Source organism: Sporosarcina sp. NCCP-2331 (genome assembly GCF_023707945.1).
GTDB classification, from domain to species: Bacteria; Bacillota; Bacilli; order Bacillales_A; family Planococcaceae; genus Sporosarcina; species Sporosarcina cascadiensis.
In genome coordinates, this window is sequence record NZ_BRCD01000001.1 from 134,689 (window position 1) to 159,511 (window position 24,823).

Consider the following 24,823-nt stretch of genomic DNA (forward strand, 5'->3'; position numbering starts at 1 on the left):
TTACTCGATTAACCGCCAGTTCTGAATGAAGTCTGTCATCGGCCAGCCATGACCATGAGGCTGAATCTTTTGCCTGCCAATCTCTAAGTCTTCACGAATTACATATAAATGTTCTACATTCACTAACCAAGCCCATGGTGCATCCCCTGCTACTGAAAATCCAATCTCCCCATCCCATTGTGCTTTTTTCCAATATTCATTTGCTTCTTCAGGTGAATTGGCATGGATTGCTTTCTCCATGTATTCATCTACTTTTTTATTTGAATAGTAGTTTGGATTGTAGTAGCCTTTGCCAGTAGTACTTGTACTATATAGGTGATACATTTCAAGAGGAGTATGGCTTCCCCATCCGAACAAAACAGGGTGCGAATGCATGAGGCGTTCTAAATCGTTCCAGCTTTTCCCTGCTGTTTCCACTTCGATACCGAGCGGTTGCATCATACTGGCAAACGCCATCGCCAATGATTGCCGCTGTTCATCACCAGTGGCATACAGCAGTGTAAAACTTGCTGGAATTCCATCCTTTTCACGCACTCCGTTCGAATTCATTTGCCAGCCGGCCTCATCGAGCATATTTGCAGCCTCATCCAAATTTCCGTCTTCAAAAGCGGTATCCGGATTCCACCAGGGCAGCTGATCCGCCACTGAATAAGCGGGAGTGCCGTACCCTTCCAGCACATTTTCCACAAGCTCTTTACGATTCACAGCCATGTTGATTGCTTTCCTTATGAGAGGGTCCGACGTGACGTCATTTCCGATGGGATCTCCATTGTCATTTACTTGACCAGAGGGCACATAAGGGAACACTATTCCCCGATTGTCCACACTCTCCAACTCAACCAACTTCATCCCATCGACTTTCTTATCGGCCAGACGAGGCTGAACGACTGCTACGTCTACTTGTCCTGCCTGTGCAGCAGCATACGCGGCATCTGCTTCAGTGAAAAGGAAAGTCAGGCGTTTGAAAAATGATTCATTTCCATAATAATAAGGATTTTTCTCCACAATCAATTGCTGACCACGATTCCACTCCACCAATTGATAAGGACCTGATCCTATAGGCTTTTCATGATATTTTTCGTTATACGCATGTTGCGGAACAATTCCTATACTTGCTAAGTGAGCAATAAATGTTGAATCAGGCTGTTTTAATGTAAATATTACTGTGTTGTCGTCTGAAGCATGGATGCTCTCTAAATTGCTGAGATCAATGACCGAGTTACTGTTCTTGGCTTCAGAAAATGTAAATACCACATCATCTGCCCGTACAGCTTCTCCATCTGAGAATTGAATATTCTGCCTAATCTTCACTTGCCATTCCAGACTATCTTCACTTAAAGAATAGTCGGTCGCTAAGTCACCAACCAGTTGAAAGTTTTCATCATAAGATAATAAGGTACTCTGAAATAGAGGAGAACCATAACGACCCCAGCCGGTAATCGGATCAAAACCGTCCTCCGGCTCGCTTCCTATCGCAAGTACTAATTCATCCTTGCGTGTTTGCTCATCCGCTTTATCATCTTCTTTTACAGTAGTTGCTTTTTTATTTCCGCAAGCCGACAATATGCCGACCAGCAGACAAAGTATAAATAGCGGCATCATTTTCCCTTTCACTGCTGACACTCCTTAGCGTTACATAATAGTAGTTCAGCTTATATATATTACGCAGTGCTGCACTATATGAATGCCCGTCCAATAAAAAAACGCAAAAAAAGACCATGCATTTTTAACGCATAGCCTTATGTCATCCCTTATTATTTCACGTATACGACATGCCAGTTGCCATCCTGTTGTTTTATCTGTCCGCCGGTCCATCCTTCAGCCAATAGTTGCTGTTGCTGTAAACTGTCGCCCATCAAGACAGAACGTTCTTCAGAGGGAGCAGCAAATTGAACGGGTGCTTCTGTATCTGCAGATAGGATATAGCGCAACTTGTGTCCATACTTCACCTTTAACGCAGAGATCCGCAAACCAAGTGCAAACTTATCTTTCAGACTTGGTATATTAAACGGCGCAACCGTTGAACAGATATAACGATAGCGTTTCGTATTGATCCGTTCCATCAGCCATTTACCGAGCGTGGTCTGCAGCCCATTTCCTCTGAATTTTGGATCTACACATGAAACCTCAGAATACAGGACACCGGACAGTTCTTCATTAGGAATCCCAATATCCGCTCCTAAATGTTCCTCATCATTTCCCGGATCAAGCATTGCCCTGAACGCGATTAGCTGACCATCTGCAAAAGCTCCAGCCATCATGCCGTTCCCCCGCAAAATATTCAGAAGTTCTTCCTCTGTTAAAGGCTGCAGAAATTCCGGCTTTTCCAGTACCGCAATCACTTTCTCCTGCAGCGCTGTAATTTCGGGCAGCTGGTCTTCGGTTAAGAAAGTAATATCCGTCTGCAAAGAAGTCATCCTGTCACTCACCTTTCAGCAAAACACTCAGATAGAATGTATTTTACCATACAGGAAGTGAAAATATCCCCGTTCAACTTTATAGCAATTTGGCTTATCATCAGTCGTCCGCTGCTAACCAAATGCTAAATTTTACATTAATTCTAATAAACAGGTTTGTTATAACGAAGAAAAGGGAATTGGTAAATGTACTTTCAAAAATGGGAGGCGCACGAATATTGGGAGCTCAACTACAAAAAACTTCAACTATAAAATGCATGACAGAATATGATACATTACGCCGGGTCATTTTATGTCCCCCAGAATTTATGGCAATTGACGAAGTAATCAATGAAGTGCAGAAACAATATCTGGACGAGAATATCGACAAGACACGCGCCATGAAACAGCATGCGCAGTTTGAGAAACTGCTGAAGGAAAATGGAGTGGACGTAATCACCCTTCCCGCATCTGAGGAATTTCCGGAGCAGGTATTCACGCGGGACATCGGCTTTACGATTGGCAATGAAGTGTTTGTTGCCGGTCTGGCGGCAGATATCCGCAAAGGAGAGGAAGGGCCGCTGAAGGAATGGCTGTCGGAAGAAGATATCACCTATCAGTCTGCTGCAGACCGGATGGAAGGCGGCGATGTAATTGTCGACCGCGACACCATCTATGTCGGCATCAGCAGCAGGACATCGTCAAAAGCAGTACGCCATTTAGAACAGAAGCTTCCTGAGTATAACGTCAAGCGTATCCCGTTTGACGGGCGCTATCTGCACTTGGACTGTGTATTTAATATTCTTTCATCTGAAAAAGCATTGATTTTCAAGCCGGCTTTCGACCAGGAGACCTTCGACGAACTGGCGGCTTCATTCGAATTGATCGAAGTTGATGCAGAAGAGCAGTTCTCTCTAGGCACCAACGTGTTGTCGATCGGCAACGGCAAAGTTTTCAGTCTTCCGCAGAATGCAAAAGTGAATGCTAAGCTGCGTGCCAATGGATTTCAAGTGATTGAAGTCGACTTTTCGGAAATTATCAAATCGGGCGGCTCATTCAGATGCTGCTCGATGCCTGTGGAACGCGGATAATATTTAAAAAGACTGTCAGCAAGCTCATTTTCTGAGTGGCTGACAGTCTTTTTTACAGTCTTTTTATGCAGAGCCTGAAGGAAAGGTGCGGTGAAAGCATGTTTTGGCTCGTTCAATAAATAGTTTGGTGCGCCTCTATTGATGAATGGTGCGGTTGGCTACTTGTTTGGCGTGCTGCCGTGCTGAACTAATCAAAATGGCGTTTAAAAAAGGTAGCTTGAAAGTATTTTCACTTCAAGATAGCTTTTATTTTACAGCAATTCGATATACTGATCATATTCAAATTCATCTTCAGTTTCAGAAATATCCAGCTCAATGGATTCCGGAATGCGTAAATGGATTGTCATCATCCCTGACACGGTGCCCGATACCATCCCTGTGCTTGTACTGGGCGAGCTGCCGAATTGAGTCAGCATATTCGAGTCATGATAAATTGAGTAGCGGATTTTATTTACCGGCTGTTTCGGAATACGCATCGAGCGGCTGTCCCATACCGGCAGTTCGATCTGCAGCTGACCGGTCAAATCAAAGTATGAGCCGTCTGACACGTCAAAACCTGCGTACAGCTCCGGCTTAAAAACGGTTTCTTCGATAATATTGCTTTCACCGGGCGTTCGTTCGATCAGAATGTAGGCTCCGTTGTATAAGTCAGGAATCGCAAATGTCCCGTCCACTTCATGTGTCCTTCTCGCTGCCACAAGTCTTTCAGGAATCGCCGCGTCCTGCTCAATAGCAGACCGCAGATCAAATTGTGCAGCATTTTCTGGCATCTTCGGCGGTGGTTCCTGATCATTCATAGAAGTCATGATTTCTGCTGTGATGACCCCGATAAACAGCAGGATCAGATAACCGATGATCAGCTTGCGGTGGACGTTCTTTTTAATTTGGATACGTCCCATGTTTTTCACGGTCATCATGATAGTAAGTAAGCCCAAGACTAACAAGATAGGCGTAACTATGGCAAAGATCATCATGGGTTCCGCACCTCCAATCGATTCGTCACCCAAAAGCTTATACCAAACAGGGCCGCTGCAGACAGCAGTACTTTTAAGGCAAACAGCCAGACAGAAGGCTCCGCATAGTAAAACTGCAGCAGACTGTCTGTATCAGTGCCCAGCATAAAGAATGAAAACTGCATGAAGCCAATCCACATCAGCGCGAACAGCATGATGAAAATACGGCTGTATTGAACGAAAGTGCCGAGCGTATAACCGACCAGCATGAGCAGCAGTGTATAGGACGCCATGACGAAAATTTGCAAGAAAAATTCCAGCGGAGCGGAAAACAGTCCTGCCGTTTCAATGACCGCATGGCCGCCTGCCAGTGTAATAATTTTCATCACGGAGCCGAGCATCACGGTCGTCACGCCGCCAAGCAGTGCAGCCGTACAGAAAAAATAGAAATTTGCCAGCTGAAAGGTCAGCCGGTTCGTCACAAAGACAAAGGATTCATTGCGCTGAGCAGCTGAAGTCAGCAAAAACCCGACAATCAATGCCCAAAACAGCGTCAGGCCGACCTGTCCGTCATTCGATACGGTCGTATAGCTTAAGCTGAACGGCTCACTTCCATAGTCTGACGTCGAAGTCGATGCCCCGCCGAGAAAAACGGTCGCGATAATCTGCAGCACGATCAGCATCGAAAACGCCGGTCCGTTGGCATTCAGTTTGAATAAAAACTGACGCTTCGCCAGCTCATGCACGCTCCATTGCGTTGAAAACATCATCGACCCCTCCTCTCGTCTGTCCGGTCATTGCTAAATAGGCATTACTCGCTGAAACCGGCGTGACTCGGATGCCTGCCTGCTTCAGTTCGTCAATTTCCGATTCGGTATGCTCATTATCCACAATCCATTCCGTCAGTGGACCGGCTGTTGATCGGTGAATGACTGCGTGGCGGTTCGCATGGGCTTCCAGCATGTCCAATTTCCCCTGCAGTGACAAAAACTTCTCTTGCAGCTCAATGATCGGACCGTGAAAGCCTACCCCTTTTCCGTCAATCAGCAGCACATCCTCCAACAAGTCTTCCATTTCCTCTACATGATGGCTCGATAATAAAATTGTCCGCGGATGCGCAATATAATCCTTCAGCAACGCGCGGTAGAAATCCCGGCGTGCAGCCGAATCCATCCCGGTGATCGGCTCATCGAACATCGTCAGCGGACACCGCGCGGCAATTCCAACTACCGCATTGAATGTGCTCCGCTTACCTTTCGATAAAATCCGATGCTTCAACGTCAGCGGCAAATAAAAGTATTCCAGCAGCCGTTTTGCCAATTCACCGTCCCAATTAGCATAGAAGCGCTCGCACTCTATTAAAATATCGCCCAGTGTCAGTGCATCCGGGAAATTCATCATGTCATCTATGAAAATCATATTTGACGAAACCGAGAGACTGTTGAACGGACGCTCCCCGAAAACTCGCAGCTCGCCTCCCGTTTCTTTCGTGTATCCTGCAATCATCTTCATTAATGTCGTCTTGCCCGCTCCATTTCGTCCGACTACGCCTGTTATGACGTTTTGCCGAATATTCAGGCTGACTTGGTCCAGTATAGTCAGTGAGCGGTACTTTTTCGTTACATTTTTCATTGAAATTGCCGGCATTACAATCTCTCCTTTCGCTCGGTCTGAATGAACCGGAACAGTTCCTCGTCTTCTATGCCTAATAATCTCGCTTCGTCCAACAGTTCCCGAATCAGGCGGCGCAATGTATGGTCTTTCCGTTTCGCCAGCAGCTTTTCCCGTGCATCGGCGGCAACAAATGTCCCGAGACCCCTCTTTTTATAAATCAAATCTGCATCAAGCAAAATCGTCAGCCCCTTCCCGGCAGTTGCGGGATTTATATTGAACAGCTCTGCCAGCTGGTACTGCGAATGCATTTTGTCGTCCGCTTCCAGTGTTCCGTCAATGATTTCATTTTCCAGCCATTCCGCAATTTGTATGTAAATCGGTTTTTCGCCATCCATCTCCAGCAAGAGCTTCACCGCCTTTCTGGTTACTCAGTGCATTACTGTTGTAATGTACTATACATTCTTTGCTAATTAAATGCAATATAAAAAAATGCGCAGTACAAGGGCTGCACATTTTTTTATCCACTATCATGCAGAAACTTCTATCGTTATAGTCTCAAACAGTATGCTCATACTACTACCTACTCACATAAAAAGTCCTGAAAAACCAGCCTAGTGTACCGGAGTGAAAGCCGTCACGTAGAACGGCTTTTGCGAGTAAAAGCGTAGCGTTAGGAGCACTGGTTTTAGGCGACTCCGGGAGGTTCAGCCCGCTAGGATGAGACAACTAAAGGGAGCGAACGAAAATAGCGTGCAGAAGGAACTCTGTATTGCCTTAATTTTTGCAAAGAGCGCAAAAATACGGCAAAGCGAACCCTTCGCTGTTCGCTTGGCTCACCGAGGGCCCGCAGGACACGCGTCCGCCTGGAACGCAGGGAAACGGTATCCTTCCACCTCCTCTATACTGCGCAATCACGAAAAATCTCAAACTGCTCATCAAGTAAACTGTCAAGCACATGTTTTGGTGAAGATCCGAAATTTATATGAATAAAATATACACTTTTTGCTCATCCTATCTATTTACTATACTGATTGGGAGTGGAGATTATGGATGCCTCAAAAGACTTGCCGCTCGAACGAAGCCGCCTATTGAACGCGAGCTTCCTATTAGCCTGCTTATGTTTATTAGATGCTGTCTTCACTGATTATGGATTGCGCGCAGGACACATCCAAGAAGCCAATCTGCTCGTTTCATTTATGTATGAGAAAAGCATTGTGCTGTATTACACGGTCAAAATCGGATTGCCGCTTCTGCTGCTGTATCTCGTGACAGCCGGCAAAACGGGAATATTCCTGCGAATCGGGCTAACGAGCGCCTTGTTTCTATATGTCACTGTGATCTGTCTGCATATTTTCTGGCTGATTGCAGTGGCGATCTAATATTCACAAATGAAAGAGCAGTTGAGGGAGTTATTCCCTCGGCTGCTCTTTTTGTTTAGACACGGAATATGTATATGGCAGCCAGACGCCCTGACGTTCCTTTTCATTCTGAATATATATAGGAAATAGGAGGTGAATTAATTGGAAGAAAAGAGCCATAGAGAAAACTTATACGGATTATCCGGCCAGCTAATGGAAATTTTTATTGCAGACTTATTTAGAAAAAACCAGATTAATACGGAAGAGGCAAAAGGACGGATTTCCGACGAGCAGAGAGAAAGCCTGAAGAAGACCGTCGAACAACTCAAGACACAAGTAGAGGACTTTTTGCAGACAAAAACAACATTTGAGGCGGATACTGCCGAATCAGAGGCGGTGAAGTCTGACGTCAATCCGCTCAGAGAGGCATTTCTGAAAAAATCCAAAAAGAAGGAGAGCAGCGAAAACCCGAATGAAAATAAAGAGAACAACTAATGGTCAATTCGTTCAGTTCAAACGGTTTCCTGCGCATTTACTAGTAAGAGAGAGGAGGGATGAAGCTATGAGTTACTATTCACATGATGAAGAACAGTGGTCTGCATTGGATTCTTCTGCACAGCACCCCTGCAACCCTTGTTCCGGGGATAACGACAACAATACAGGGGCTGACGCAGAAGTTTCTTCAGAAATTGACCAGCTGTCTAATGAACTGATTGTCATTCGGGATTCCTGCAATATCCGTGTCAGTACGACCGATACCCAGGTTGCCGTATCTTTGCAGGCAGCGCTTCAGGTTGCCATTGCAATTGTTGTCAACATTTCTATCGCTGACAGTTCACGCGCAGAAAGAGTTACAGCAGAGTTGTTGGAAAGATCTCAAATTCGCCAGACAAACCGGCAGAGACTGATTATTGTCAATAGCCGTGATATTGAAGTAACCACAGTAGACACAGATGTAGCGATTTCATTGCAGCTATTGCTTCAGGTTTTGGTTGCACTTGTTGCTCAACTGGACATTCTGTAAGAAAAATAGGCTATCCATGCGATAGCCTATCTTTCATTTCTAGTATATTCGGTTTCGACTGTTCTGTGCGTGTTTCATGTAAAATACTCGAAGTCGAATCTCTGGCCACACCTGATTCTTCGGGCAGAAGGAATTTCAATGAGCGGTTGAATGGCTGTTATGAGCGCTTGGCAAGTGTTTATGATCACTCAGACGCTGTGAATGCGCGGTCGCGGACTGCGAATGAGCGGTTGCACAGTTTAATGAGCAATAAAGTGGCTTTAATGATCAAACCGGCTTCATTCTGCTGTTACAAAATACTTTCGTGCAATGTACATAGTAAATACGGGACGATTGTGCTTCCTTCATAGCTCGGGCCTCATGTATAATAGCAGCAACAAACGGATAGAAAGAAGGAGTTTTATTGAAAACCAGAATTGAATTACGAACCTTATCCATCGGAATGCCGAGCAGTCTGAAGACTGTGCAAGGAAAAGAATATGTCAGTGCAATTTGCAAGCAATCATCGGAAGAAGCGTTTCTTTCTGCAGACGGATTCCAGGGAGACGGGATTGCGGACACGAAGCACCACGGCGGACCTGATCGTGCGGTATGTATCTATCCTTTTGAACATTATGCTTACTGGGAAAAGGAATTTGCCTGCACATTGCCCTCTTCCACGTTCGGAGAAAACTTAACGGTGTCCGGAATGCTCGAAGAAGATGTGTGCATCGGAGATATCTTCCAAGTGGGCGATGCCGTCATCCAAGTCACACAGGGACGGGTACCCTGCAGCACGATCAATATGCGGACAGGCCTGCCAGATCTTATGAAGAAACTGATTGATACAGGATTCACCGGCTATTTATGCCGGACATTGAAAGAAGGCATCGTATGCTCCGATTCAATGATTACCCTTCTGGAACGCGATCCTCATGCAGTTTCGATTCTCTATGCAAATGAAATCTATTTTAGAGGCACACGTGATTTGGAAGCGATGAAAAAAATCACAGCAGTCGACGCATTAGCAGCAGAATGGCAGAAGAAATTGGCTGCACGCATGGAAAAACTTCAGACAGTCTGATGGAAAGGATGACAGCAGAATGATCTATGAAGAATACGGCAATACAGCAGGTGAAATCTTGCTGTTCATTCATGGCGGAGGTGTGGGCGCATGGATGTGGCAGCAGCAAATCCCCTATTTCAGCGTGGATTTTCATATTTTGGTGCCCACACTTCAAGGACATGGTGCCCGCAGCGGAGACAGCGGGTTTTCAATCCGTGAAAATGCCGAGGAGATGCTGGCACTGCTTGCGCAAAAAGACTTTGGCAAACCCATACATATAGCAGGATTTTCCATCGGCGCACAAGTCTGTCTGGAAATGATCCATCTGGCACCGGATTTCTTTCATTCTGCCATGATCAACAGTGCATTAGTAAAACCAATGAAGTACGCTGTCCCTTTCATCAAACCGATGATCAGACTGACTTATCCGCTTATAAAAAACCGTCAGTTCGCCAGGATTCAGGCGCGGCAGCTGTATGTAAATGAAGAGTACTTTGAATCATATTATGCAACCAGTAAGAAAATGAAAAGCGGGACATTGACGGAAATGCTGCAGGAAAACCTTGCTTACTCATTGCCGGAAAACCTGGCAGGCAGCACTACACGTCTTCTGGCAACTGTCGGCACGAAAGAAACCCGGCAGGTGAAAGAATCGGCGGCACTGCTCTCCCGGCTGCCTGGTTCTCAATCTATTTTAATATCAGATATGGGGCACGGATTCCCTGTCGCACAGCCTGACGCGTTTAACCGGCTGCTGTCCCGCTGGCTTCAGAATTCGCTTTAATACTTCAAATAAGCTGCTTGATTAATTCACGGTTTTTCTCTTTAAACAGCTCGTTATGCGAAGAAACCATTCCGTTTTCATTGGCCTGCGGGTCTATATAGGTTTTTGCGCAGTTCACCGCATTTGCAGCGTCCTGGAATGCACCTGCAATTAAGTGGACTTTACTTTCATGACTCAATACGTCACCCGCCGCAAACATGCCGTCAACCGATGTCGCACTCTTGCAAGTACCGGCAATTTGCTGATGCTCGTTCAATTGAATGCCGAGCTGCTGGTCACCGATCAAGGAAGTATCCCGCTCATAGCCGTGATTGATGATTACTTCGTCAACGTTGACCGCTATATGAGAACCGTCTTCATTGTGCTGAAGCTCCACTTTCTCAATTCTGCTATGATCGTCCGAAGCAATGAAACGGGAAATATTCGTATTGAAATGGCATTCCACTCCACTTTCGAGCAACTGCCTCACCTGCGCTTCATGCCCATTCAAATTATCTTTGCGATACGTTAAATAAACCTTCTCAGCAATCGGCTGCAGTTCATTGGCCCAGTCGATTGCTGCATTTCCTCCGCCTGAAATCAGGACCGTCTTTCCTTTGAAACGGCCCAATGACTTCACTGTATAATTCAAGTTAGTCACTTCAAACCGCTCTGCCCCTTCAACCTCAATCTTTTGCGGATTCAAAATTCCCGTACCTGTCGCCAAAATAATCGTTTTACTGTAATGAATGGTTCCTGAAGCCGCCTGCAAAATGAAATATCCTTCCTCTGACTTTTCTATCTGGGTGATTTTCTCATTCAGCACGACTTCCGGGTTAAAAGTCAGCCCCTGTGTTACCAGCCGCTCGATTACCTGCGCACCGGGTGCCGGTGTAACGCCTCCAATATCCCAGATCATTTTTTCTGGATAGACATGAATTTTCCCGCCGAGCTGCGGCTGATATTCAATAATTTTCGCTTTCATTTCCCGCAGACCGCTGTAAAAGGCAGAGTACAGTCCCGCAGGTCCCCCGCCAATGATGGTAATGTCCAAGATATTTTTTCTTTCCACAGTAATTTCCCCTTTAAAAAGTATTTGACAATGACAGCGTTTCGAATTATAGTTTTCATTGTACTGAAAATGAGAATCATTATCAACGATTATCTTGCGGGAAAGGCTGGAATTCAGGAAATGGTGCGCTTATACACAGAAAATTTACAAATTGCATATGATGACCGGATCATTGTCAAGGATCTATCCGTACAGATACCGGATCAGCAGATAACTGCAATTATTGGTGCAAATGGCTGCGGGAAGTCCACCTTTCTAAAAGCGGTCACACGTCTGATCCCTCATCAATCCGGCAAAGTCGTACTTGACGGCGGGGATATTGCGAAACAGCATACGAAAAAGCTGGCACGCAAAATGGCGATTCTTCCGCAGACACAGGAAGCCGCAAGCGGTTTGACAGTCGGTGAACTGGTGTCTTACGGCAGATTCCCCTATCAAAATGCGATGGGACGTCTGACGGCACATGATATTGAAGTCATTGACTGGGCGCTCGATGTGACAAATACAAGCGGTTTCAAATACCGTGAAGTCGATGCACTGTCAGGCGGTCAGCGGCAGCGGGTCTGGATTGCGATGGCTCTCGCACAGGAAACAGATATTATCTTTCTCGACGAACCGACAACCTATCTGGATATGGCGCATCAGCTCGAAGTACTGGAACTTCTCCAAAAATTGAACAAAGAACAGCAACGTACAATTGTGATGGTATTGCATGATTTGAATCAGGCCGCTCGTTTTGCCGATTTCATTATCGCAATGAAAGACGGGACAATTGTCCGTGCAGGACAATGTGCGGATGTCATCCAGCCGGATATTTTGCGTGAAGTGTTCCGGATTGACGCAGAGATTGGAACGGATCCGAGAACCGGAAAACCATTATGTATTACATATGATCTATATAAAGGGGACAATGAATGATGAAAAAGTTTATATTGCCGGCACTGTTGCTGATGGCATTGGTGTTAGGAGCCTGCGGAAATAAGCAGGAAGACAAGTCGACTGAATCTGCACCGAAAGAGGACGAAGGAAAAAGCGGTACGATTACGTACGAATCTGAAGAAGGCCCGGTGGAAGTTCCTGCTGATCCTCAGAGAGTTGTTGTACTGGCAAGTTTTGCCGGTAACGTCATGTCACTGGGTGTCAACTTGGTCGGCGTCGATTCATGGTCGAAGTCAAATCCCCGTTTTGAGTCTGCATTACAAGATGTGGAAGAGGTATCCGAGGAAAATATCGAGAAAATCATCGAGCTTGAACCAGATTTGATTATCGGGTTCAATACCACTAAAAACATTGACAAAATGAAAGAAATTGCGCCGACTGTGACGTATACATACGGCAATTTTGATTATCTGACACAGCATATTGAAATCGGAAAATTGCTGAACAAAGAAGAAGAAGCAACGAAATGGGTAGAAGACTTCAAACAGCGTGCACAGGATGCAGGTAAAGAGATCAAGGAAAAAATCGGTGAAGATGCTACGGTTTCTGTTGTCGAAAAGTTTGATAAAGACTTATATGTTTACGGTGACAGCTGGGGCCGCGGCACAGAAATTCTTTATCAGGAAATGAAACTGGCTATGCCTGAGAAAGTAAAAGAAGCGGCGATGGAACCGGGCTATTACGCACTGTCCTCTGAAGTGCTTCCTGAGTTTGCGGGAGATTATATGATCTTGAGTATGTTCGATGCAGCGGATAATTCCTTCATGGAAACAGAAACCTATAAAAATATTCCTGCAGTGAAGAATGATCGCGTATTTGTAGCCAACGGAGATGAATTCTATTTCAACGATCCGCTGACACTGGACTACCAGCTTGGATTCTTTAAAGAGCACTTTTTAGGCACGAAATAATAATCGAAAACGGATCCCCCTCCCATCGGAAGTGAGGATCCTTTTCTAATGAACGGAAAAGGCAAGGAGCGGAGCAAATGAAAGAACAGCGAAAAATAACAATCCCTTTAAGCATAAAACTGCTGGCCAGTATGCTGCTTTTATTGGCTATCTTCATGCTTGCCATGAAGCTTGGCGCCGCTCACACTTCATGGCGCGATGTACGGCTGTCATTTACGAGCAGCAAGGAATCCAGTGCGATGATTTTAAAGGAGATCCGCATGCCGCGGGAAATCGGCGCGCTGGCTGTCGGCGCCGCACTGGCAGTTTCAGGGGCTATCATGCAGGGCATGACCCGGAATCCACTTGCAGATCCAGGGCTGCTCGGGCTGACTGCCGGAGCCAATGCCGCTTTGGCGATCACTCTCGCATTACTGCCCGGTGTTAATTATTTCGGAATTATGATTGCCTGTTTCATTGGATCAGCTGCCGGTGCTCTTCTGGTTTTCGGCATCGCCTCTGCCAAACGCGGAGGATTTGCGCCAATTCGTCTCGTTCTGGCAGGTGCTGCCATATCCACTTTTCTTTTTGCGATTGCAGAAGGAGTCGGACTGTATTTTAAAATCTCTAAAAATGTTTCCATGTGGACGGCAGGCGGAGTCATCGGCACGACATGGGGACAGCTGCAAATAATCGTTCCTGTCATTCTGGCAGGAATATTCATCGCTGTTCTGCTGTCCCGCCAGCTGACTTTGCTGAGTCTAAATGAAGAAGTGGCAATCGGGCTTGGACAAAATACTTTCAAAGTTAAGGCGATTCTTTTCGTTGTCATTATTTTATTGGCAGGGTCCGCTGTGGCGTTAGTCGGTAATCTGGCGTTCGTTGGCTTAATGATTCCTCATATTGTGAGGGCCATCGTCGGTACAGATTACCGGTTCATCATTCCTGTGTCGGCCGTCATCGGCGGGAGCTTCATGCTGCTGGCGGATATACTCGGCAGGACGCTGCAGGCGCCGTTTGAAACGCCGGTAGCCGCACTCATTGCTGTGATCGGACTGCCATTCTTCTTGGTGATCGTCCGTAAAGGAGGCCGCGCATTCTCATGATTCTTCCCCGTATACGAAAAAAACAGCGTCTTCTGGTTGGCTGCTTAGTTGTTTTAATACTGCTGCTGAGCGCTGTTGCGATGGGACTTGGCTATGCATCGATCGAATGGAACCGAATCATCCCTGTGTTTTTAGGCCAGGGAACGTTCAAAGAAGAATTCGTCCTGTTTTCCATTCGGCTTCCGCGAATACTTATTACACTTCTGGCTGGCGCTGCACTTGCGCTATCCGGAGCTATTTTACAAGGAATTACACGAAATGATCTGGCTGATCCCGGAATTATCGGAATTAATTCAGGTGCCGGTGTGGCAATCGCCCTATTTTTCCTTTTCATTCCGATTGAAGCCGGTTTATTCTCACTGCTATTGCCTCTGGCAGGATTTGCAGGAGCACTGGTGACGTCCATCCTCATTTATCTGTTTGCGTATAGCCGAAAAACCGGACTGCAGCCTATGCGGCTTGTACTCGTTGGGATTGGATTTTCTATGGCTCTTTCGGGGATCATGGTTGTCATTATTTCATCGGCTGAACGGGAAAAGGTTGATTTCATTTCCAGGTGGATAGCCGGTAATATTTGGGGTACTGACTGGCCGTTTATCTGGGCTCTGTTGCCTTGGCTGCTGGTACTGATACCTTTTGCTTTGTATAAAGCCCATCGATTAGATCTTTTAGGGCTGAATGAATCGCTGGCCACAGGAGTCGGGGTGTCGGTAGAGCGCGAGCGCCTGGTTTTGCTGCTGACTGCAGTGGCACTGGCTGCTTCTGCCGTATCGGTTACCGGTGGCATTGCGTTTGTTGGCCTGATGGCGCCTCATATCGCGAAGTCCCTCATTGGTCCGCGCCACCGCATGAATTTACCGATCGCCATTCTGATCGGCAGTTTTTTGCTGCTGTTGGCGGATACGATCGGGCGGAATATTTTAGAGCCGGACGGCATTCCCGCCGGCATCATCGTTTCGCTGATCGGGGCACCTTATTTCTGCTATTTATTGTTGAAGAAGTAGGATTTGCGGCTGAATGAAAGGGTTGGGGCGCGAAAGTCGTCCGTCACCGCGCCAAAAACGGCTGGAAACGAGCCAAACATCGCCGCAAACGCGCGTTTAGGCTGCTTCACCGCACCAAACAGCTTAACGAACGAACCAAAACTGCTATTCACTGCACCATTCTCTGTTTTCTTCAATCACAATAAAAAGAAGGACCACCTTGGCTAGTGCTGGATGGTCCTTTTTTTCATTCTGCTTAGCGCAGTGCCTTCAGTTCAACGCCCTTTTCAGTCAGCGATCTTCTGATTTCCTTCACCAGCTCCACCGCTTCATAATTATCGCCGTGGACGCAGATGCTGTCTGCTTCGACGCGGACTTCTTCGTCGTCGAGCGTGCGCACTTTGCCATGCAGAACCATATCCAGTATCTGATCGGCTGCTGCCTGCTTGTCATGAATCACGGAGCCTTCGACGCTGCGGTCCATCAACTTGCCGTCAGACGTATACCGGCGGTCGCCGAACACTTCACACGCTGTCTGCAGCCCGACTTCCTTCCCCGCCCGGATTAATTCTCCACCTGCAAGTCCCATGAGAATTAAGTCGGGATTCACTGCATGCACGCCTTCTGCAATCCCCCGTGCCAGCTCATAATCCTTGGCCGCCATATTGTAAAATGCACCATGTGGTTTGACATGCTGCAATGTGCCGCCTGCCGCTTTCACAAAACCATTCAGCGCACTCACTTGATACAGTACATAGGCCTTTGCTTCAGCAGGAGTGATGAACATCTGTCTGCGCCCGAAGCCCAATAAATCCGGAAAGCCCGGGTGCGCGCCGATTGCCACGTTATTATCCAGCGCCATTTCTACTGTCTTCTGCATCACAATAGGATCACCGGCATGAAAGCCGCATGCCACGTTGACGGATGTTACATATTGCAGGACCACCTCGTCATTTCCTACTTTGAAATTTCCGAAACTCTCTCCCAAATCACAATTCAAATCTACTTTCACCATTCATTCTTCACCTCTACATTTTATTTGGCAGCCATAAAATAATTTCCGGGAAGACGGTCACAACAGCTACGATCAGCAGAATGATCAAGAAAGAAGGCAGGGCATATTTTGCGATTGTTAATATGTCCTCTTCCACCATCCCGTTAATCACAAACAAGTTAAATCCGACCGGCGGCGTAATTTGTGCTACTTCGATCATAAAGATCAGATAAATACCGAACCACAACGGGTCAAAGCCGGCCGCAACAATTAATGGCAACGCCAGCGGCATAGTCATCACAATCATTGAAAAACCGTCCAGTAAACAGCCTAAAATAATGTACATAATTGTTAAAATGACAATCAGCATATAGCTCGATAATCCCATCTCTGAGATAAACGCCGTCAACTTGGCCGGCATATTCAAGTAGCCTACAACGACTGACAGATAAGAAGCTCCCGCGACAATCAGCATGATCATCGTACTCGTTTTCACCGTTGCCAGCAGGACTTCCTTGAAAATGCTGATTGTTAACGTCCGCGAGAATAAGGCAAAGACCAAAGATCCGGCAACACCCACGGATGCTGCTTCGGTCGGCGTCGCCCAACCGGAATAGATACTTCCCAATACAAGCACGATCAGTACAATGACCGGCAAAATCAAAGGCAATGTCTGGAACCGGTACGCCCAGGAATATTTCTCGTCCCCCACTGCAAGACTTGGATTAATTAGGCATCTGATAATGATATAGCCGCTCAATCCGGCCGCCAGGATAATTCCAGGGACAATTCCTGCGATAAACAGTTTCCCGATACTGACATCCGCAACAATTCCATAGACGATCATCATCATGCTTGGAGGAATCAGAAAGCCAAGCGTTCCCGCCCCGGCAAGTGATCCCAAACTCAGGGAACGGTCGTAATTGCGTTTCGATAACTCAGGCAATGTGATCTTTCCGACAGTTGCAGTCGTAGCTGCAGAAGATCCGCTCACTGCCGCAAACAGACTGCTTGCCGCGATATTAACATGAATCAGGCGGCCCGGCAGAAAACTGATCCAAGGCGTCAGTCCTTTGAACAAATTCTCAGAGATTTTACTGCGAAATAAAATTTCACCCATCAAAATGAATAATGGCAACGCAAGCATAGTGGAGCTATTGGTGTTGTTCCAAAGGATATTGTTCATGATGGTCATCGGAGGGCTGCTCGTAAAGAACATCAAACCGCCAATTCCCACAAGAAACAGCGAGACGCCCACCCATATGGTACTTCCTAAGAATAGGACTAAGAGACCTATTAATGTGATTGATACAACGGCTAAACTCAAGGCTAGTCCCCCTTCATCTCAATAAATGCTATTGTTAACGGCCCAGTATATCAATTTCTTCTTCATGCTGTTCGCCGTAATCTTTATTTTTAATCTGCAAGATACATTTAAAGATTTCCGCGACAAACTGAAGTGAAATAAGTAAAGAACCAAAAGGCATAGCAAATTGTGGTATGGCAAGCATCGTTTTGGAGATCTGCATAGAACGTTTGCCAGTTGTAACAGCATCTAAAAAGTAATTCGTTGTTGCATAGGTGATAATAATAAATAAGATGAGTCCGACCACTAACGCATAAATCTCTAGCATGGCACGGGATTTTCCAGTCTTCACTACCCTGTATAAAAACTCCAGTCTGATATGACCCTTATCTTTAAGTGTATAGGCTAAACCGAAAAAGGTGATCGCCACCATGAAATACGCTGTGTATTCCTGAGTAATATAGAGCGTGCCATTGAATAAATTCCGAACGACAATCTCACCCATTACCAGCACGACACCCGCCATGATAAATATACCGGCAAGAATCCCAAAAAATTGAGAAAGTGCATCGATGATCCGTATAAATCTTCTCATGCTGTCTATCCCCTTTCCGCAAAAAATAGATTCATCAAATTTCAATAGAAAGCTCTTGGCATTCTTTTGAATAATCCGCCAAGAGCTTTCTACTCTATTCAAAGAAGCAGATTAACGTCCAACTTCTTTATTGAACTTTTCAATGATTTCCTTTGCTTCAGGCGGCGCAGTCTTCAGCCAGTCCTGTCTGATATCTTCTGTTACTTCCGCTAAGTTATCCATAAACTCCTGGCTTGGCTCAAGCGTCGTGATGCCATTTTCATTAACGATGGCTTCCATTTCTTTATCTAGCTTTGCACCGATTTCCCACATTTTCTCTTCCATTTCCTTGCCTGCATTAATGATTTTGTCCTGTGTTTCCTTATCCAACTTGTTCAGTTCGTCCAAGTTTACAGAAACAAAATTTGTTGCCATTGTTACGTTGGCAGGTACATAGTAATCAAGAACTTCCCAGAACTTCGCATCTACCCCAGTCGGAGTGGACGTCAATACAGAATCAATTACGCCGGTAGATAACGAAGAATACACTTCACTGAACGGCAGCGGGTGAGGTGTTCCGCCAGCAGCTTCTACTACCAATGCTCCGTTTTTGTCATACGTGCGCATCTTCAAACCTTTCATATCAGCCAAAGACTTTACTTCGTTCTTTGTCCAGAAACCTGCAGCCGGCCAAGGAGCGATATAAAGAATCTTTTGGTTCCACTTTTCTTCCGCCATTTTGTAAAAATAAGGACGTGCAATATCATTCAGAACTTTTCCTTCATCAAAGCTTTGAACTAAAAATGGCAATGTAACAATTTCGAATAAAGGCTCATCGCCCGCCACACCGCTCGTTAAGATATCTGATACCGGTACTGCGTTGTCACGCACAGCAGATAAAAGCTCAGGTCCTTCATAGCCAAGAGCTCCACCCAGCTGTACTTCCAATTTCACTTTTCCGTCTGTTGCTTCATCCAGCTTTTCAGCAAATTCCTTCAGTCCTTCGCCATTGTGGTTGTTTTCCGGGTATACAGAGTTGGCTACCCAGCTGACCGGCTTGTCCGAACTTCCGCCGTCGCTTCCGCTGGCTTTGTCGCCGTCTGCTTTGTCATTTCCGCAGCCCGCCAATACTAAGAATAAAGATAATACGGATGCTGCAAGTGTCATTTGTTTTTTCATGTTTTGAGTTCCCCCTCATATATTTTACTGTCACTACATTCCATCCAGCACTACCTCGTCCCTCCTTCAAAGTCGCGTAGTTTTATAATCTTTTTATTGTAAACTCACCGATTACTAACAGACAGCAAATTGAAAGCGCTTTCCTGTTCTGCCAGCAGGAGGTGGCTTTCTTCTATTTCAATCGCTTCAAAGGATATACGGTCGCCGGGCTTTCCCTGCGCGATTTTAAACAAGTCGACCGTCACGACTACGCCGATTTTGGGATACCCGCCTGTTGTCTGCCTGTCTGCTAATAAAAGTATCGGTTCGCCGTTGCTCGGTATTTGAATCGCACCGTTAGGAATAGGATCGGTAATTTGCTCTTGTGTAAGGTTGGTTTCCAAGCGCTCACCCTGCAGCCGATAGCCCATCCGGTCCGAGTGAGCAGATATTTCATAAGTACTCGCTAAGAACTTCTCTTGACTGTCCGGCGTAAAAGCATCCCACTGCGGTCCCTTGATGACCCGCAGTATAATTTCATTGGAGTACTCAGGAATCAGCTCACTGTGAAGACTCTTTCGATACCCTTTCTTCATTTCTGTCGGAGAATCGTATGTATAGAGTACATCACCTTTTTGCAGCTTTCTACCTTTATACCCGCCAATTTCTGCGCGCAGATAAGTTGAGCGGCTGCCCATCAGAAGCGGTGAATCAAACCCTCCCCTAATTGCCAAATATGCTCTGCATCCATCTATAATTGGGCCAAATTTCAAAACCGTACCCTTTGGCAAATCAATCTCAGTCCACAAAGGAATGGATTTCCCATCAGCGGAAGGAGATAGATTTCCGCCTGTTATGGCGATCTTGCAGTCTTCTAAAATGGTAAACACGGGGCCTGTCAGCGTAATTTCCAGCACAGCTGCATTTTCTTCATTGCCTGTTAATAAATTAGCCATCCGCATGGCATACTTGTCCATTGCGCCTGACACTACAATTCCATATTGCTGATAGCCTGAGCGGCCAAGATCCTGAATAGTTGTAAGCATTCCAGGTTTTATTACTTCCAATACTGCCGTGCTTTTCATTATATCGGGCTGCCTCCCTTTTTTTGCGGAGTGTTTTCATTCAGTAATGAGGAATATTGCTCTTCTGTAATAGGGATAAAGCGGATTGCGTCTCCTGCGGAAATCAATACAGGACGTTCAGTCTGTTCGGGTCTGAAAAGCGGTACAGGAGTTCTCCCAATGATTCTCCAGCCTCCCGGTGTACTCAGTGGATAAATACCTGTCTGCTGACCGGCAATGCCGACTGATCCTGCGGGTGTCTGCAATCTCGGTGATTTTAATCGGGGTGTATGTATTCTGGAATCCAATCCTCCCAAATAGGGAAATCCCGGGACGAAACCGATCATATAAACGCGGTAGGTTTCTTTGGCATGGATCCGTATAACTTCATCTTCTGTCAAATTGTGATACTCCGCTATAAAAGACAGATCAGGTCCTGCCTCGCCGCCATACCATACCGGAATCTCATGCACAGTCCGCTCTACTTTCATTCGGCTTGGCTCTGATACATCTATGGACTGGATGAGGTCCCTCAATTCATTAAAAGTGATTTGCAGAGGATTATAGTAAACCATCAAAGAGGCAAAGGCAGGAACTAATTCCACTGCCCCATGAATCTCTGCTTTCTGAATGCATTCGGTTAATCGGATGACTTTTTCATTTATGTCCTCAGAAACGTTCTGTTCAAATGAAATCAAAACAGCACAATCACCTGCAGGCCGACAATCAAATTGCATAATGTATTCTCCTATTCGATAAACCTAATTGACTATATAAGTTGAATTAATAAATAAGCATTCTTCAAATTACCTAGTACCGTTGATTTCCGTTCCAGGCGGACGCGTTCTGGAGGGCCCGCGGTGAGCCAACTTGGTCGCTTCGCTCCCCTAAGTTGTCATCACCTGTCGGGCTGATCCTCCCAGAGTCGCCGCCTTGCACTCCAATCAACTGAGTAGATAGAACATAGCTTCCCTATGATGTAAAAAGTTTAATTCAACTTATATAGTAATAAGTATACATAGAATAATAGCAAATTAGAATAATGTCAATGTTTTAATTATTATAATTTGCAGAAAGGTAAGCGTTTACATTAACTGACTTAAAATATCTTCCACCTTGCCTATTTGGATGAAATACCTCTCTCCCACTTTCATGATGAATTTACTTCTTCTCATCAAATTCTAATCTTTCCCTCTCTATCTGCTCATGTTCTTTTCGTATACTTAGACTATCGAATCAAACTGGAAGGAGCAGGTCAATATGGCGATTGAAATATTCAGCAGAAAAGAGCAGAAATACTTAATCACACGCCGCCAATACAGAGAGCTTTTGGAGAGGATCGAACCCGAAATGCGCAATGATAAAAATGGCGTGGACGGGAAATATTCCGTCACCAGCCTATACTTCGACAATGCGGAAAAAGGCATTTATTTCGAGACAAAAAACAAGCTGAAATATCGGCAGAAACTGCGCTTGCGTGTATACGATGACGCGGATCTCAACAGCACGGCATTCTTTGAAGTGAAGCAAAAACATAAGAAAGTTGTCAATAAACGACGCATGCTCTTGCCGCTCGGAGAAGCCTACCGCTATTTAGAAGAAGACGGACAGGCTGGGCTGGATCACTACGAAACATCCAATTCACAGGTCATGAAAGAGATTGATTACTTCCGTAAGTTCTATCATTTGCGTCCTGAAATGGTTGTATCGTACAGCCGGCACGCGCTGCACGGCCTGACCGATTCCGAACTGCGCATCACATTCGACTTCGATTTGAGGTGCCGCAAGGAAGATCTGCATATTGAAAACGGACCATATGGAGACCACTTCATAGATCCCGATCTGGTCGTACTAGAAGTGAAAGTCGATCACAGCGTGCCGCTTTGGCTCGCACGCATCTTACAGGAACTGCAATGTGAGCAGCGGAGCGCTTCAAAATTTTGCACGAGTACCGAACTGCTGAGCAGTGATATATTGCCGCATGCCGGCTGTTTTGAACCAAAAGAATTGGAAGAACCGATTATAGGAGGAATAGAAAATGGATCAGATCACGAACTTGTTTTCATCTAACGGATTAGACGGTGCCGCGCCGACCATGTGGATGAGTATTTCTGCGATGGCGCTTGCCGCCGTTCTCAGCTTAATTATTACGAAGGTTTACCAGATTACATTTACCGGCGAGCGCTATTCACAGGCGTTTGTTCATACGATTATCATGATGAGCGTCGTCGTGTCAGTTGTTATGAATGTCGTGAGTGATAATGCGGGAGTTGCCTTTGGTTTATTCGCCGTATTCTCCCTTATCCGTTTCAGGAGCGCTGTAACGAACGCCAAGGATATTTCATATATTTTCTTCGGACTGTGCGTCGGGATGACTGCAGGGCTGTTTCAATTCCCGCTTGCCATTGCCTTAACATTATTCGCAAGTCTGATTTTCTATCTCCTATACAAAGTTGACTACGGCAAAGGCAAAGATACACAAATTCTAAAAGTTACCGTGCCGGAGAATTTGAACCACGAAGACTTATTCGATGACATCTTGAATGACAAGACAGAATCCTATCAGCTTCGGCAAGTGGAGACAACAAACTTAGGAACGATGATTCTCTATACGTTTGCCATCCGCAGTAAAACTGATACAAAAGATCAGGACCTGCTCAATGAAATCCGTGTTCGCAACGCAAATTTGAAAGTATCACTTTCTTATTTGGAAATGCGGGACTGAATCTCTGTATTTTAAAACCCAACCGGCATTTTATAAAATCCGGTTGGGTTTTTTAACGTTTCACGTGGAACATTGTAGAATATTGTCAATTAGAACATTTTCGTTGTCCATGTTTCTCCGTTCCAGATTGTAGAGACCACGCCTTCATAAAAGTCCGGTTCATGGGAAATAAGCAAGATACTGCCTTTATATTCTTTCAACGCACGTTTTAATTCTTCTTTTGCATCGTAATCCAAGTGATTCGTCGGTTCATCGAGAACCAGCAAGTTTGTCTCTTGATTCACCAGTTTGCAAAGACGTACTTTCGCGCGCTCTCCCCCGCTCAGCACTTTCACTTTGCTTTCAATATGCTTCGTTGTTAATCCAACACGTGCTAACGCAGCTCGCACTTCATACTGCGCAAAGTGCGGAAACTCACTCCAGATTTCTTCCAGACAGGTGCGGTCTGAATCAGTTTTCATTTCCTGTTCAAAATAGCCAATCGACAGATGCTCTCCACGCTCTACTTTGCCCTGCAATGCCGGAATTTCACCCAGCAGACTCTTCAGCAGTGTCGTTTTACCGATGCCGTTTGCACCTGATAAAGCGATTTTCTGTCCGCGTTCCATCGTTAAATCAAGCGGCTGGGAAAGCGGCTCATCATAGCCGATGACAAGGCCTGTCGATTCGAATAAGTACTTACCCGGCGTCCGTGCCGTCTTGAAATCAAAATGCGGTTTCGGTTTCTCGGAATCCATTTCAATGACGTCCATTTTATCCAGCTTCTTCTGACGAGACATCGCCATTCGGCTAGTCGCGGCGTTGGCTTTATTTCGTGCGACAAAGTCTTTTAGATTCGCAATTTCCTTCTGCTGTTTCTTATAGGCCGCTTCCACTTGCTGCTGCTTCATTTCATGTACACGCAGAAACTCATCGTAATCACCGGGATAGCGATTAACCTGCTGATTTTCCATATGATAGATCAAATTAATGACACTGTTCAAAAAGGGAATATCATGCGAAATCAAAATGAACGCGCCGGGATATTCCTGTAAATAAGTGCGCAGCCATTCAATATGTTCGACATCCAGATAGTTCGTCGGCTCATCGAGAAGTAAGATATCCGGCGTCTCCAGCAGCAATTTTGCCAGCAATACTTTTGTCCGCTGTCCGCCGCTGAGATCATGGACATCGCGGTCCAGTCCGAATTCATTGAGACCGAGTCCATTCGCCACCTCTTCCACTTTTGCGTCGATCATGTAAAAGCCGTTCTGCTCCAGAGCATCCTGCAGCTGCCCTGTTTCTTCCAGCAGTTTTTCCAGCTCATCAGGCTCCACTTCACCCATCTTGGCAAAGAGCTCATTCATCTCCGTTTCCATATCGTATAAATACTGGAACGCCGTGCGCAGTACATCACGGATGGACATCCCCTGCTTCAGTACGGCATGCTGGTCCAAATACCCGATGCGCACACGCTTTGACCATTCAACTGTACCGGCATCCGGTTCAAGTTTATGCGTGATAATATTCATGAAAGTGGACTTTCCTTCGCCGTTCGCACCCACTAATCCGATATGTTCTCCTGCCAATAAACGGAATGACACATCGTCAAAAATCGCCCGGTCTCCGAAACCGTGGCTGATATTTTTTACTGTTAATAAACTCATGTTGTACACCTGTTCCTTTTTATTTTAGGACTACCCTATGCTTTCCTTTATTTTACCACCCAGCGCCCTCAATTGCTTTATAAAACAGAAAACCAGCCTGATACAATTGGCTGGTTTTTCGC

General features: G+C 45.8%; 26 protein-coding genes. 12 read left to right on the forward strand and 14 right to left on the reverse strand.

Annotation, left to right across the window (positions count from 1 at the left end):
- Positions 1 to 1,614, reverse strand: coding sequence for an ABC transporter substrate-binding protein (locus NCCP2331_RS00665; protein WP_309296349.1), 1,614 nt, complete (start codon positions 1,612 to 1,614; stop codon positions 1 to 3).
- A 140-nt stretch (positions 1,615 to 1,754) separates the two neighbouring features.
- On the reverse strand, positions 1,755 to 2,417 hold the full coding sequence (locus NCCP2331_RS00670; RefSeq protein ID WP_251667825.1) for a GNAT family N-acetyltransferase: 663 nt from the start codon (positions 2,415 to 2,417) through the stop codon (positions 1,755 to 1,757).
- Between the two features lie 200 nt (positions 2,418 to 2,617).
- Between NCCP2331_RS00670 and NCCP2331_RS00675 the strand changes: the two genes are divergently transcribed.
- Positions 2,618 to 3,487: a dimethylarginine dimethylaminohydrolase family protein gene (locus NCCP2331_RS00675; protein WP_251667946.1), complete on the forward strand. Its 870-nt coding sequence runs from the start codon at positions 2,618 to 2,620 to the stop codon at positions 3,485 to 3,487.
- Between the two features lie 251 nt (positions 3,488 to 3,738).
- Here NCCP2331_RS00675 and NCCP2331_RS00680 read toward each other — a convergent pair whose 3' ends face one another.
- Genes NCCP2331_RS00680 through NCCP2331_RS00695 form a run of 4 tightly spaced genes read right to left on the reverse strand, consistent with a single transcriptional unit; the run spans position 3,739 to position 6,449 of the window.
- Complete coding sequence (locus NCCP2331_RS00680; RefSeq protein ID WP_251667827.1) at positions 3,739 to 4,461, reverse strand: hypothetical protein; 723 nt, start codon at positions 4,459 to 4,461, stop codon at positions 3,739 to 3,741.
- Positions 4,458 to 5,210, reverse strand: a complete 753-nt coding sequence (locus NCCP2331_RS00685) for a hypothetical protein (RefSeq protein WP_153721647.1) — start codon at positions 5,208 to 5,210, stop codon at positions 4,458 to 4,460. The genes NCCP2331_RS00680 and NCCP2331_RS00685 overlap by 4 nt, the downstream gene beginning before the upstream one ends.
- A complete protein-coding gene (locus NCCP2331_RS00690; protein ID WP_153721646.1) occupies positions 5,179 to 6,087 on the reverse strand; it encodes an ATP-binding cassette domain-containing protein in 909 nt (302 codons plus the stop codon). Before NCCP2331_RS00690 ends, NCCP2331_RS00685 begins: the two co-directional genes overlap by 32 nt.
- Positions 6,087 to 6,449, reverse strand: a complete 363-nt coding sequence (locus NCCP2331_RS00695) for a GntR family transcriptional regulator (RefSeq protein ID WP_194841094.1) — start codon at positions 6,447 to 6,449, stop codon at positions 6,087 to 6,089. The genes NCCP2331_RS00690 and NCCP2331_RS00695 overlap by 1 nt, the downstream gene beginning before the upstream one ends.
- 651 nt (positions 6,450 to 7,100) lie before the next feature.
- Between NCCP2331_RS00695 and NCCP2331_RS00700 the strand changes: the two genes are divergently transcribed.
- The 5 genes from NCCP2331_RS00700 (at position 7,101) to NCCP2331_RS00720 (ending at position 10,265) form a co-directional block, all read left to right on the forward strand.
- Complete coding sequence (locus tag NCCP2331_RS00700) at positions 7,101 to 7,433, forward strand: DUF5658 family protein (RefSeq protein ID WP_153721644.1); 333 nt, start codon at positions 7,101 to 7,103, stop codon at positions 7,431 to 7,433.
- A 141-nt stretch (positions 7,434 to 7,574) separates the two neighbouring features.
- Positions 7,575 to 7,907, forward strand: coding sequence for a hypothetical protein (locus NCCP2331_RS00705; protein ID WP_153721643.1), 333 nt, complete (start codon positions 7,575 to 7,577; stop codon positions 7,905 to 7,907).
- A gap of 67 nt (positions 7,908 to 7,974) precedes the next feature.
- Positions 7,975 to 8,436: a spore coat protein gene (locus tag NCCP2331_RS00710; RefSeq protein ID WP_153721642.1), complete on the forward strand. Its 462-nt coding sequence runs from the start codon at positions 7,975 to 7,977 to the stop codon at positions 8,434 to 8,436.
- Positions 8,437 to 8,878: 442 nt separating this feature from the next.
- On the forward strand, positions 8,879 to 9,499 hold the full coding sequence (locus NCCP2331_RS00715; RefSeq protein WP_251667948.1) for an MOSC domain-containing protein: 621 nt from the start codon (positions 8,879 to 8,881) through the stop codon (positions 9,497 to 9,499).
- A gap of 19 nt (positions 9,500 to 9,518) precedes the next feature.
- The gene (locus NCCP2331_RS00720; RefSeq protein WP_251667829.1) at positions 9,519 to 10,265 is read left to right on the forward strand and encodes an alpha/beta fold hydrolase; all 747 of its coding nucleotides are present in this window, start codon (positions 9,519 to 9,521) and stop codon (positions 10,263 to 10,265) included.
- A gap of 4 nt (positions 10,266 to 10,269) precedes the next feature.
- On the opposite strand, the gene NCCP2331_RS00725 is transcribed toward NCCP2331_RS00720, so the two are convergent.
- A complete protein-coding gene (locus tag NCCP2331_RS00725; RefSeq protein WP_251667831.1) occupies positions 10,270 to 11,316 on the reverse strand; it encodes an NAD(P)/FAD-dependent oxidoreductase in 1,047 nt (348 codons plus the stop codon).
- 120 nt (positions 11,317 to 11,436) lie between these two features.
- Here NCCP2331_RS00725 and NCCP2331_RS00730 point away from each other — a divergent pair, with 120 nt between their 5' ends.
- From NCCP2331_RS00730 to NCCP2331_RS00745, 4 genes are all read left to right on the forward strand, one after another.
- Complete coding sequence (locus NCCP2331_RS00730) at positions 11,437 to 12,234, forward strand: ABC transporter ATP-binding protein (RefSeq protein WP_251667950.1); 798 nt, start codon at positions 11,437 to 11,439, stop codon at positions 12,232 to 12,234.
- The gene (locus NCCP2331_RS00735) at positions 12,234 to 13,166 is read left to right on the forward strand and encodes an iron-hydroxamate ABC transporter substrate-binding protein (protein ID WP_251667951.1); all 933 of its coding nucleotides are present in this window, start codon (positions 12,234 to 12,236) and stop codon (positions 13,164 to 13,166) included. The genes NCCP2331_RS00730 and NCCP2331_RS00735 overlap by 1 nt, the downstream gene beginning before the upstream one ends.
- 77 nt (positions 13,167 to 13,243) lie before the next feature.
- Positions 13,244 to 14,251 (forward strand): FecCD family ABC transporter permease, encoded by a 1,008-nt coding sequence (locus tag NCCP2331_RS00740; RefSeq protein ID WP_251667833.1) that lies wholly within the window; start codon positions 13,244 to 13,246, stop codon positions 14,249 to 14,251.
- Positions 14,248 to 15,255 (forward strand): FecCD family ABC transporter permease, encoded by a 1,008-nt coding sequence (locus NCCP2331_RS00745; RefSeq protein WP_251667835.1) that lies wholly within the window; start codon positions 14,248 to 14,250, stop codon positions 15,253 to 15,255. The genes NCCP2331_RS00740 and NCCP2331_RS00745 overlap by 4 nt, the downstream gene beginning before the upstream one ends.
- A 235-nt stretch (positions 15,256 to 15,490) precedes the next feature.
- Here NCCP2331_RS00745 and NCCP2331_RS00750 read toward each other — a convergent pair whose 3' ends face one another.
- From NCCP2331_RS00750 to pxpB, 6 genes are all read right to left on the reverse strand, one after another.
- Positions 15,491 to 16,249, reverse strand: coding sequence for a LamB/YcsF family protein (locus NCCP2331_RS00750; RefSeq protein ID WP_251667837.1), 759 nt, complete (start codon positions 16,247 to 16,249; stop codon positions 15,491 to 15,493).
- 13 nt (positions 16,250 to 16,262) lie between these two features.
- Positions 16,263 to 17,555: a TRAP transporter large permease gene (locus NCCP2331_RS00755; RefSeq protein WP_251667839.1), complete on the reverse strand. Its 1,293-nt coding sequence runs from the start codon at positions 17,553 to 17,555 to the stop codon at positions 16,263 to 16,265.
- A gap of 34 nt (positions 17,556 to 17,589) precedes the next feature.
- Entirely contained in the window at positions 17,590 to 18,129 is a 540-nt protein-coding gene (locus NCCP2331_RS00760) for a TRAP transporter small permease subunit (RefSeq protein WP_153721635.1), read from the reverse strand.
- Between the two features lie 111 nt (positions 18,130 to 18,240).
- Positions 18,241 to 19,287: a TRAP transporter substrate-binding protein gene (locus NCCP2331_RS00765; protein WP_251667841.1), complete on the reverse strand. Its 1,047-nt coding sequence runs from the start codon at positions 19,285 to 19,287 to the stop codon at positions 18,241 to 18,243.
- Positions 19,288 to 19,391: 104 nt separating this feature from the next.
- A complete protein-coding gene (locus NCCP2331_RS00770; RefSeq protein ID WP_153721633.1) occupies positions 19,392 to 20,351 on the reverse strand; it encodes a 5-oxoprolinase subunit C family protein in 960 nt (319 codons plus the stop codon).
- Positions 20,351 to 21,067: a 5-oxoprolinase subunit PxpB gene (gene pxpB / locus NCCP2331_RS00775; RefSeq protein ID WP_153721632.1), complete on the reverse strand. Its 717-nt coding sequence runs from the start codon at positions 21,065 to 21,067 to the stop codon at positions 20,351 to 20,353. Before pxpB ends, NCCP2331_RS00770 begins: the two co-directional genes overlap by 1 nt.
- Before the next feature lie 523 nt (positions 21,068 to 21,590).
- Between pxpB and NCCP2331_RS00780 the strand changes: the two genes are divergently transcribed.
- Positions 21,591 to 22,400 (forward strand): polyphosphate polymerase domain-containing protein, encoded by an 810-nt coding sequence (locus NCCP2331_RS00780; RefSeq protein WP_251667844.1) that lies wholly within the window; start codon positions 21,591 to 21,593, stop codon positions 22,398 to 22,400.
- Positions 22,369 to 23,055 (forward strand): DUF4956 domain-containing protein, encoded by a 687-nt coding sequence (locus NCCP2331_RS00785; RefSeq protein WP_251667845.1) that lies wholly within the window; start codon positions 22,369 to 22,371, stop codon positions 23,053 to 23,055. Before NCCP2331_RS00780 ends, NCCP2331_RS00785 begins: the two co-directional genes overlap by 32 nt.
- Positions 23,056 to 23,144: 89 nt before the next feature.
- Here the strand turns inward: NCCP2331_RS00785 and NCCP2331_RS00790 are convergent, their stop codons facing one another.
- The gene (locus NCCP2331_RS00790) at positions 23,145 to 24,701 is read right to left on the reverse strand and encodes an ABC-F family ATP-binding cassette domain-containing protein (RefSeq protein WP_153721630.1); all 1,557 of its coding nucleotides are present in this window, start codon (positions 24,699 to 24,701) and stop codon (positions 23,145 to 23,147) included.
- Positions 24,702 to 24,823: the final 122 nt, after the last annotated feature.

Coding starts and splice junctions, on each gene's coding strand:
- NCCP2331_RS00715 (WP_251667948.1), top strand. CDS start 8,879: ATGCCGAGCAGTCTGAAGACTGTGCAAGGAAAAGAATATGTCAGTGCA.
- pxpB (WP_153721632.1), bottom strand. CDS start 21,067: ATGCAATTTGATTGTCGGCCTGCAGGTGATTGTGCTGTTTTGATTTCA.
- NCCP2331_RS00710 (WP_153721642.1), top strand. CDS start 7,975: ATGAGTTACTATTCACATGATGAAGAACAGTGGTCTGCATTGGATTCT.
- NCCP2331_RS00770 (WP_153721633.1), bottom strand. CDS start 20,351: ATGAAAAGCACGGCAGTATTGGAAGTAATAAAACCTGGAATGCTTACA.
- NCCP2331_RS00735 (WP_251667951.1), top strand. CDS start 12,234: ATGAAAAAGTTTATATTGCCGGCACTGTTGCTGATGGCATTGGTGTTA.
- NCCP2331_RS00680 (WP_251667827.1), bottom strand. CDS start 4,461: ATGATGATCTTTGCCATAGTTACGCCTATCTTGTTAGTCTTGGGCTTA.
- NCCP2331_RS00685 (WP_153721647.1), bottom strand. CDS start 5,210: ATGATGTTTTCAACGCAATGGAGCGTGCATGAGCTGGCGAAGCGTCAG.
- NCCP2331_RS00765 (WP_251667841.1), bottom strand. CDS start 19,287: ATGAAAAAACAAATGACACTTGCAGCATCCGTATTATCTTTATTCTTA.
- NCCP2331_RS00740 (WP_251667833.1), top strand. CDS start 13,244: ATGAAAGAACAGCGAAAAATAACAATCCCTTTAAGCATAAAACTGCTG.
- NCCP2331_RS00690 (WP_153721646.1), bottom strand. CDS start 6,087: ATGCCGGCAATTTCAATGAAAAATGTAACGAAAAAGTACCGCTCACTG.
- NCCP2331_RS00760 (WP_153721635.1), bottom strand. CDS start 18,129: ATGAGAAGATTTATACGGATCATCGATGCACTTTCTCAATTTTTTGGG.
- NCCP2331_RS00780 (WP_251667844.1), top strand. CDS start 21,591: ATGGCGATTGAAATATTCAGCAGAAAAGAGCAGAAATACTTAATCACA.
- NCCP2331_RS00790 (WP_153721630.1), bottom strand. CDS start 24,701: ATGAGTTTATTAACAGTAAAAAATATCAGCCACGGTTTCGGAGACCGG.
- NCCP2331_RS00730 (WP_251667950.1), top strand. CDS start 11,437: ATGGTGCGCTTATACACAGAAAATTTACAAATTGCATATGATGACCGG.
- NCCP2331_RS00785 (WP_251667845.1), top strand. CDS start 22,369: ATGGATCAGATCACGAACTTGTTTTCATCTAACGGATTAGACGGTGCC.
- NCCP2331_RS00700 (WP_153721644.1), top strand. CDS start 7,101: ATGGATGCCTCAAAAGACTTGCCGCTCGAACGAAGCCGCCTATTGAAC.
- NCCP2331_RS00675 (WP_251667946.1), top strand. CDS start 2,618: ATGGGAGGCGCACGAATATTGGGAGCTCAACTACAAAAAACTTCAACT.
- NCCP2331_RS00695 (WP_194841094.1), bottom strand. CDS start 6,449: ATGGATGGCGAAAAACCGATTTACATACAAATTGCGGAATGGCTGGAA.
- NCCP2331_RS00670 (WP_251667825.1), bottom strand. CDS start 2,417: ATGACTTCTTTGCAGACGGATATTACTTTCTTAACCGAAGACCAGCTG.
- NCCP2331_RS00745 (WP_251667835.1), top strand. CDS start 14,248: ATGATTCTTCCCCGTATACGAAAAAAACAGCGTCTTCTGGTTGGCTGC.
- NCCP2331_RS00720 (WP_251667829.1), top strand. CDS start 9,519: ATGATCTATGAAGAATACGGCAATACAGCAGGTGAAATCTTGCTGTTC.
- NCCP2331_RS00750 (WP_251667837.1), bottom strand. CDS start 16,249: ATGGTGAAAGTAGATTTGAATTGTGATTTGGGAGAGAGTTTCGGAAAT.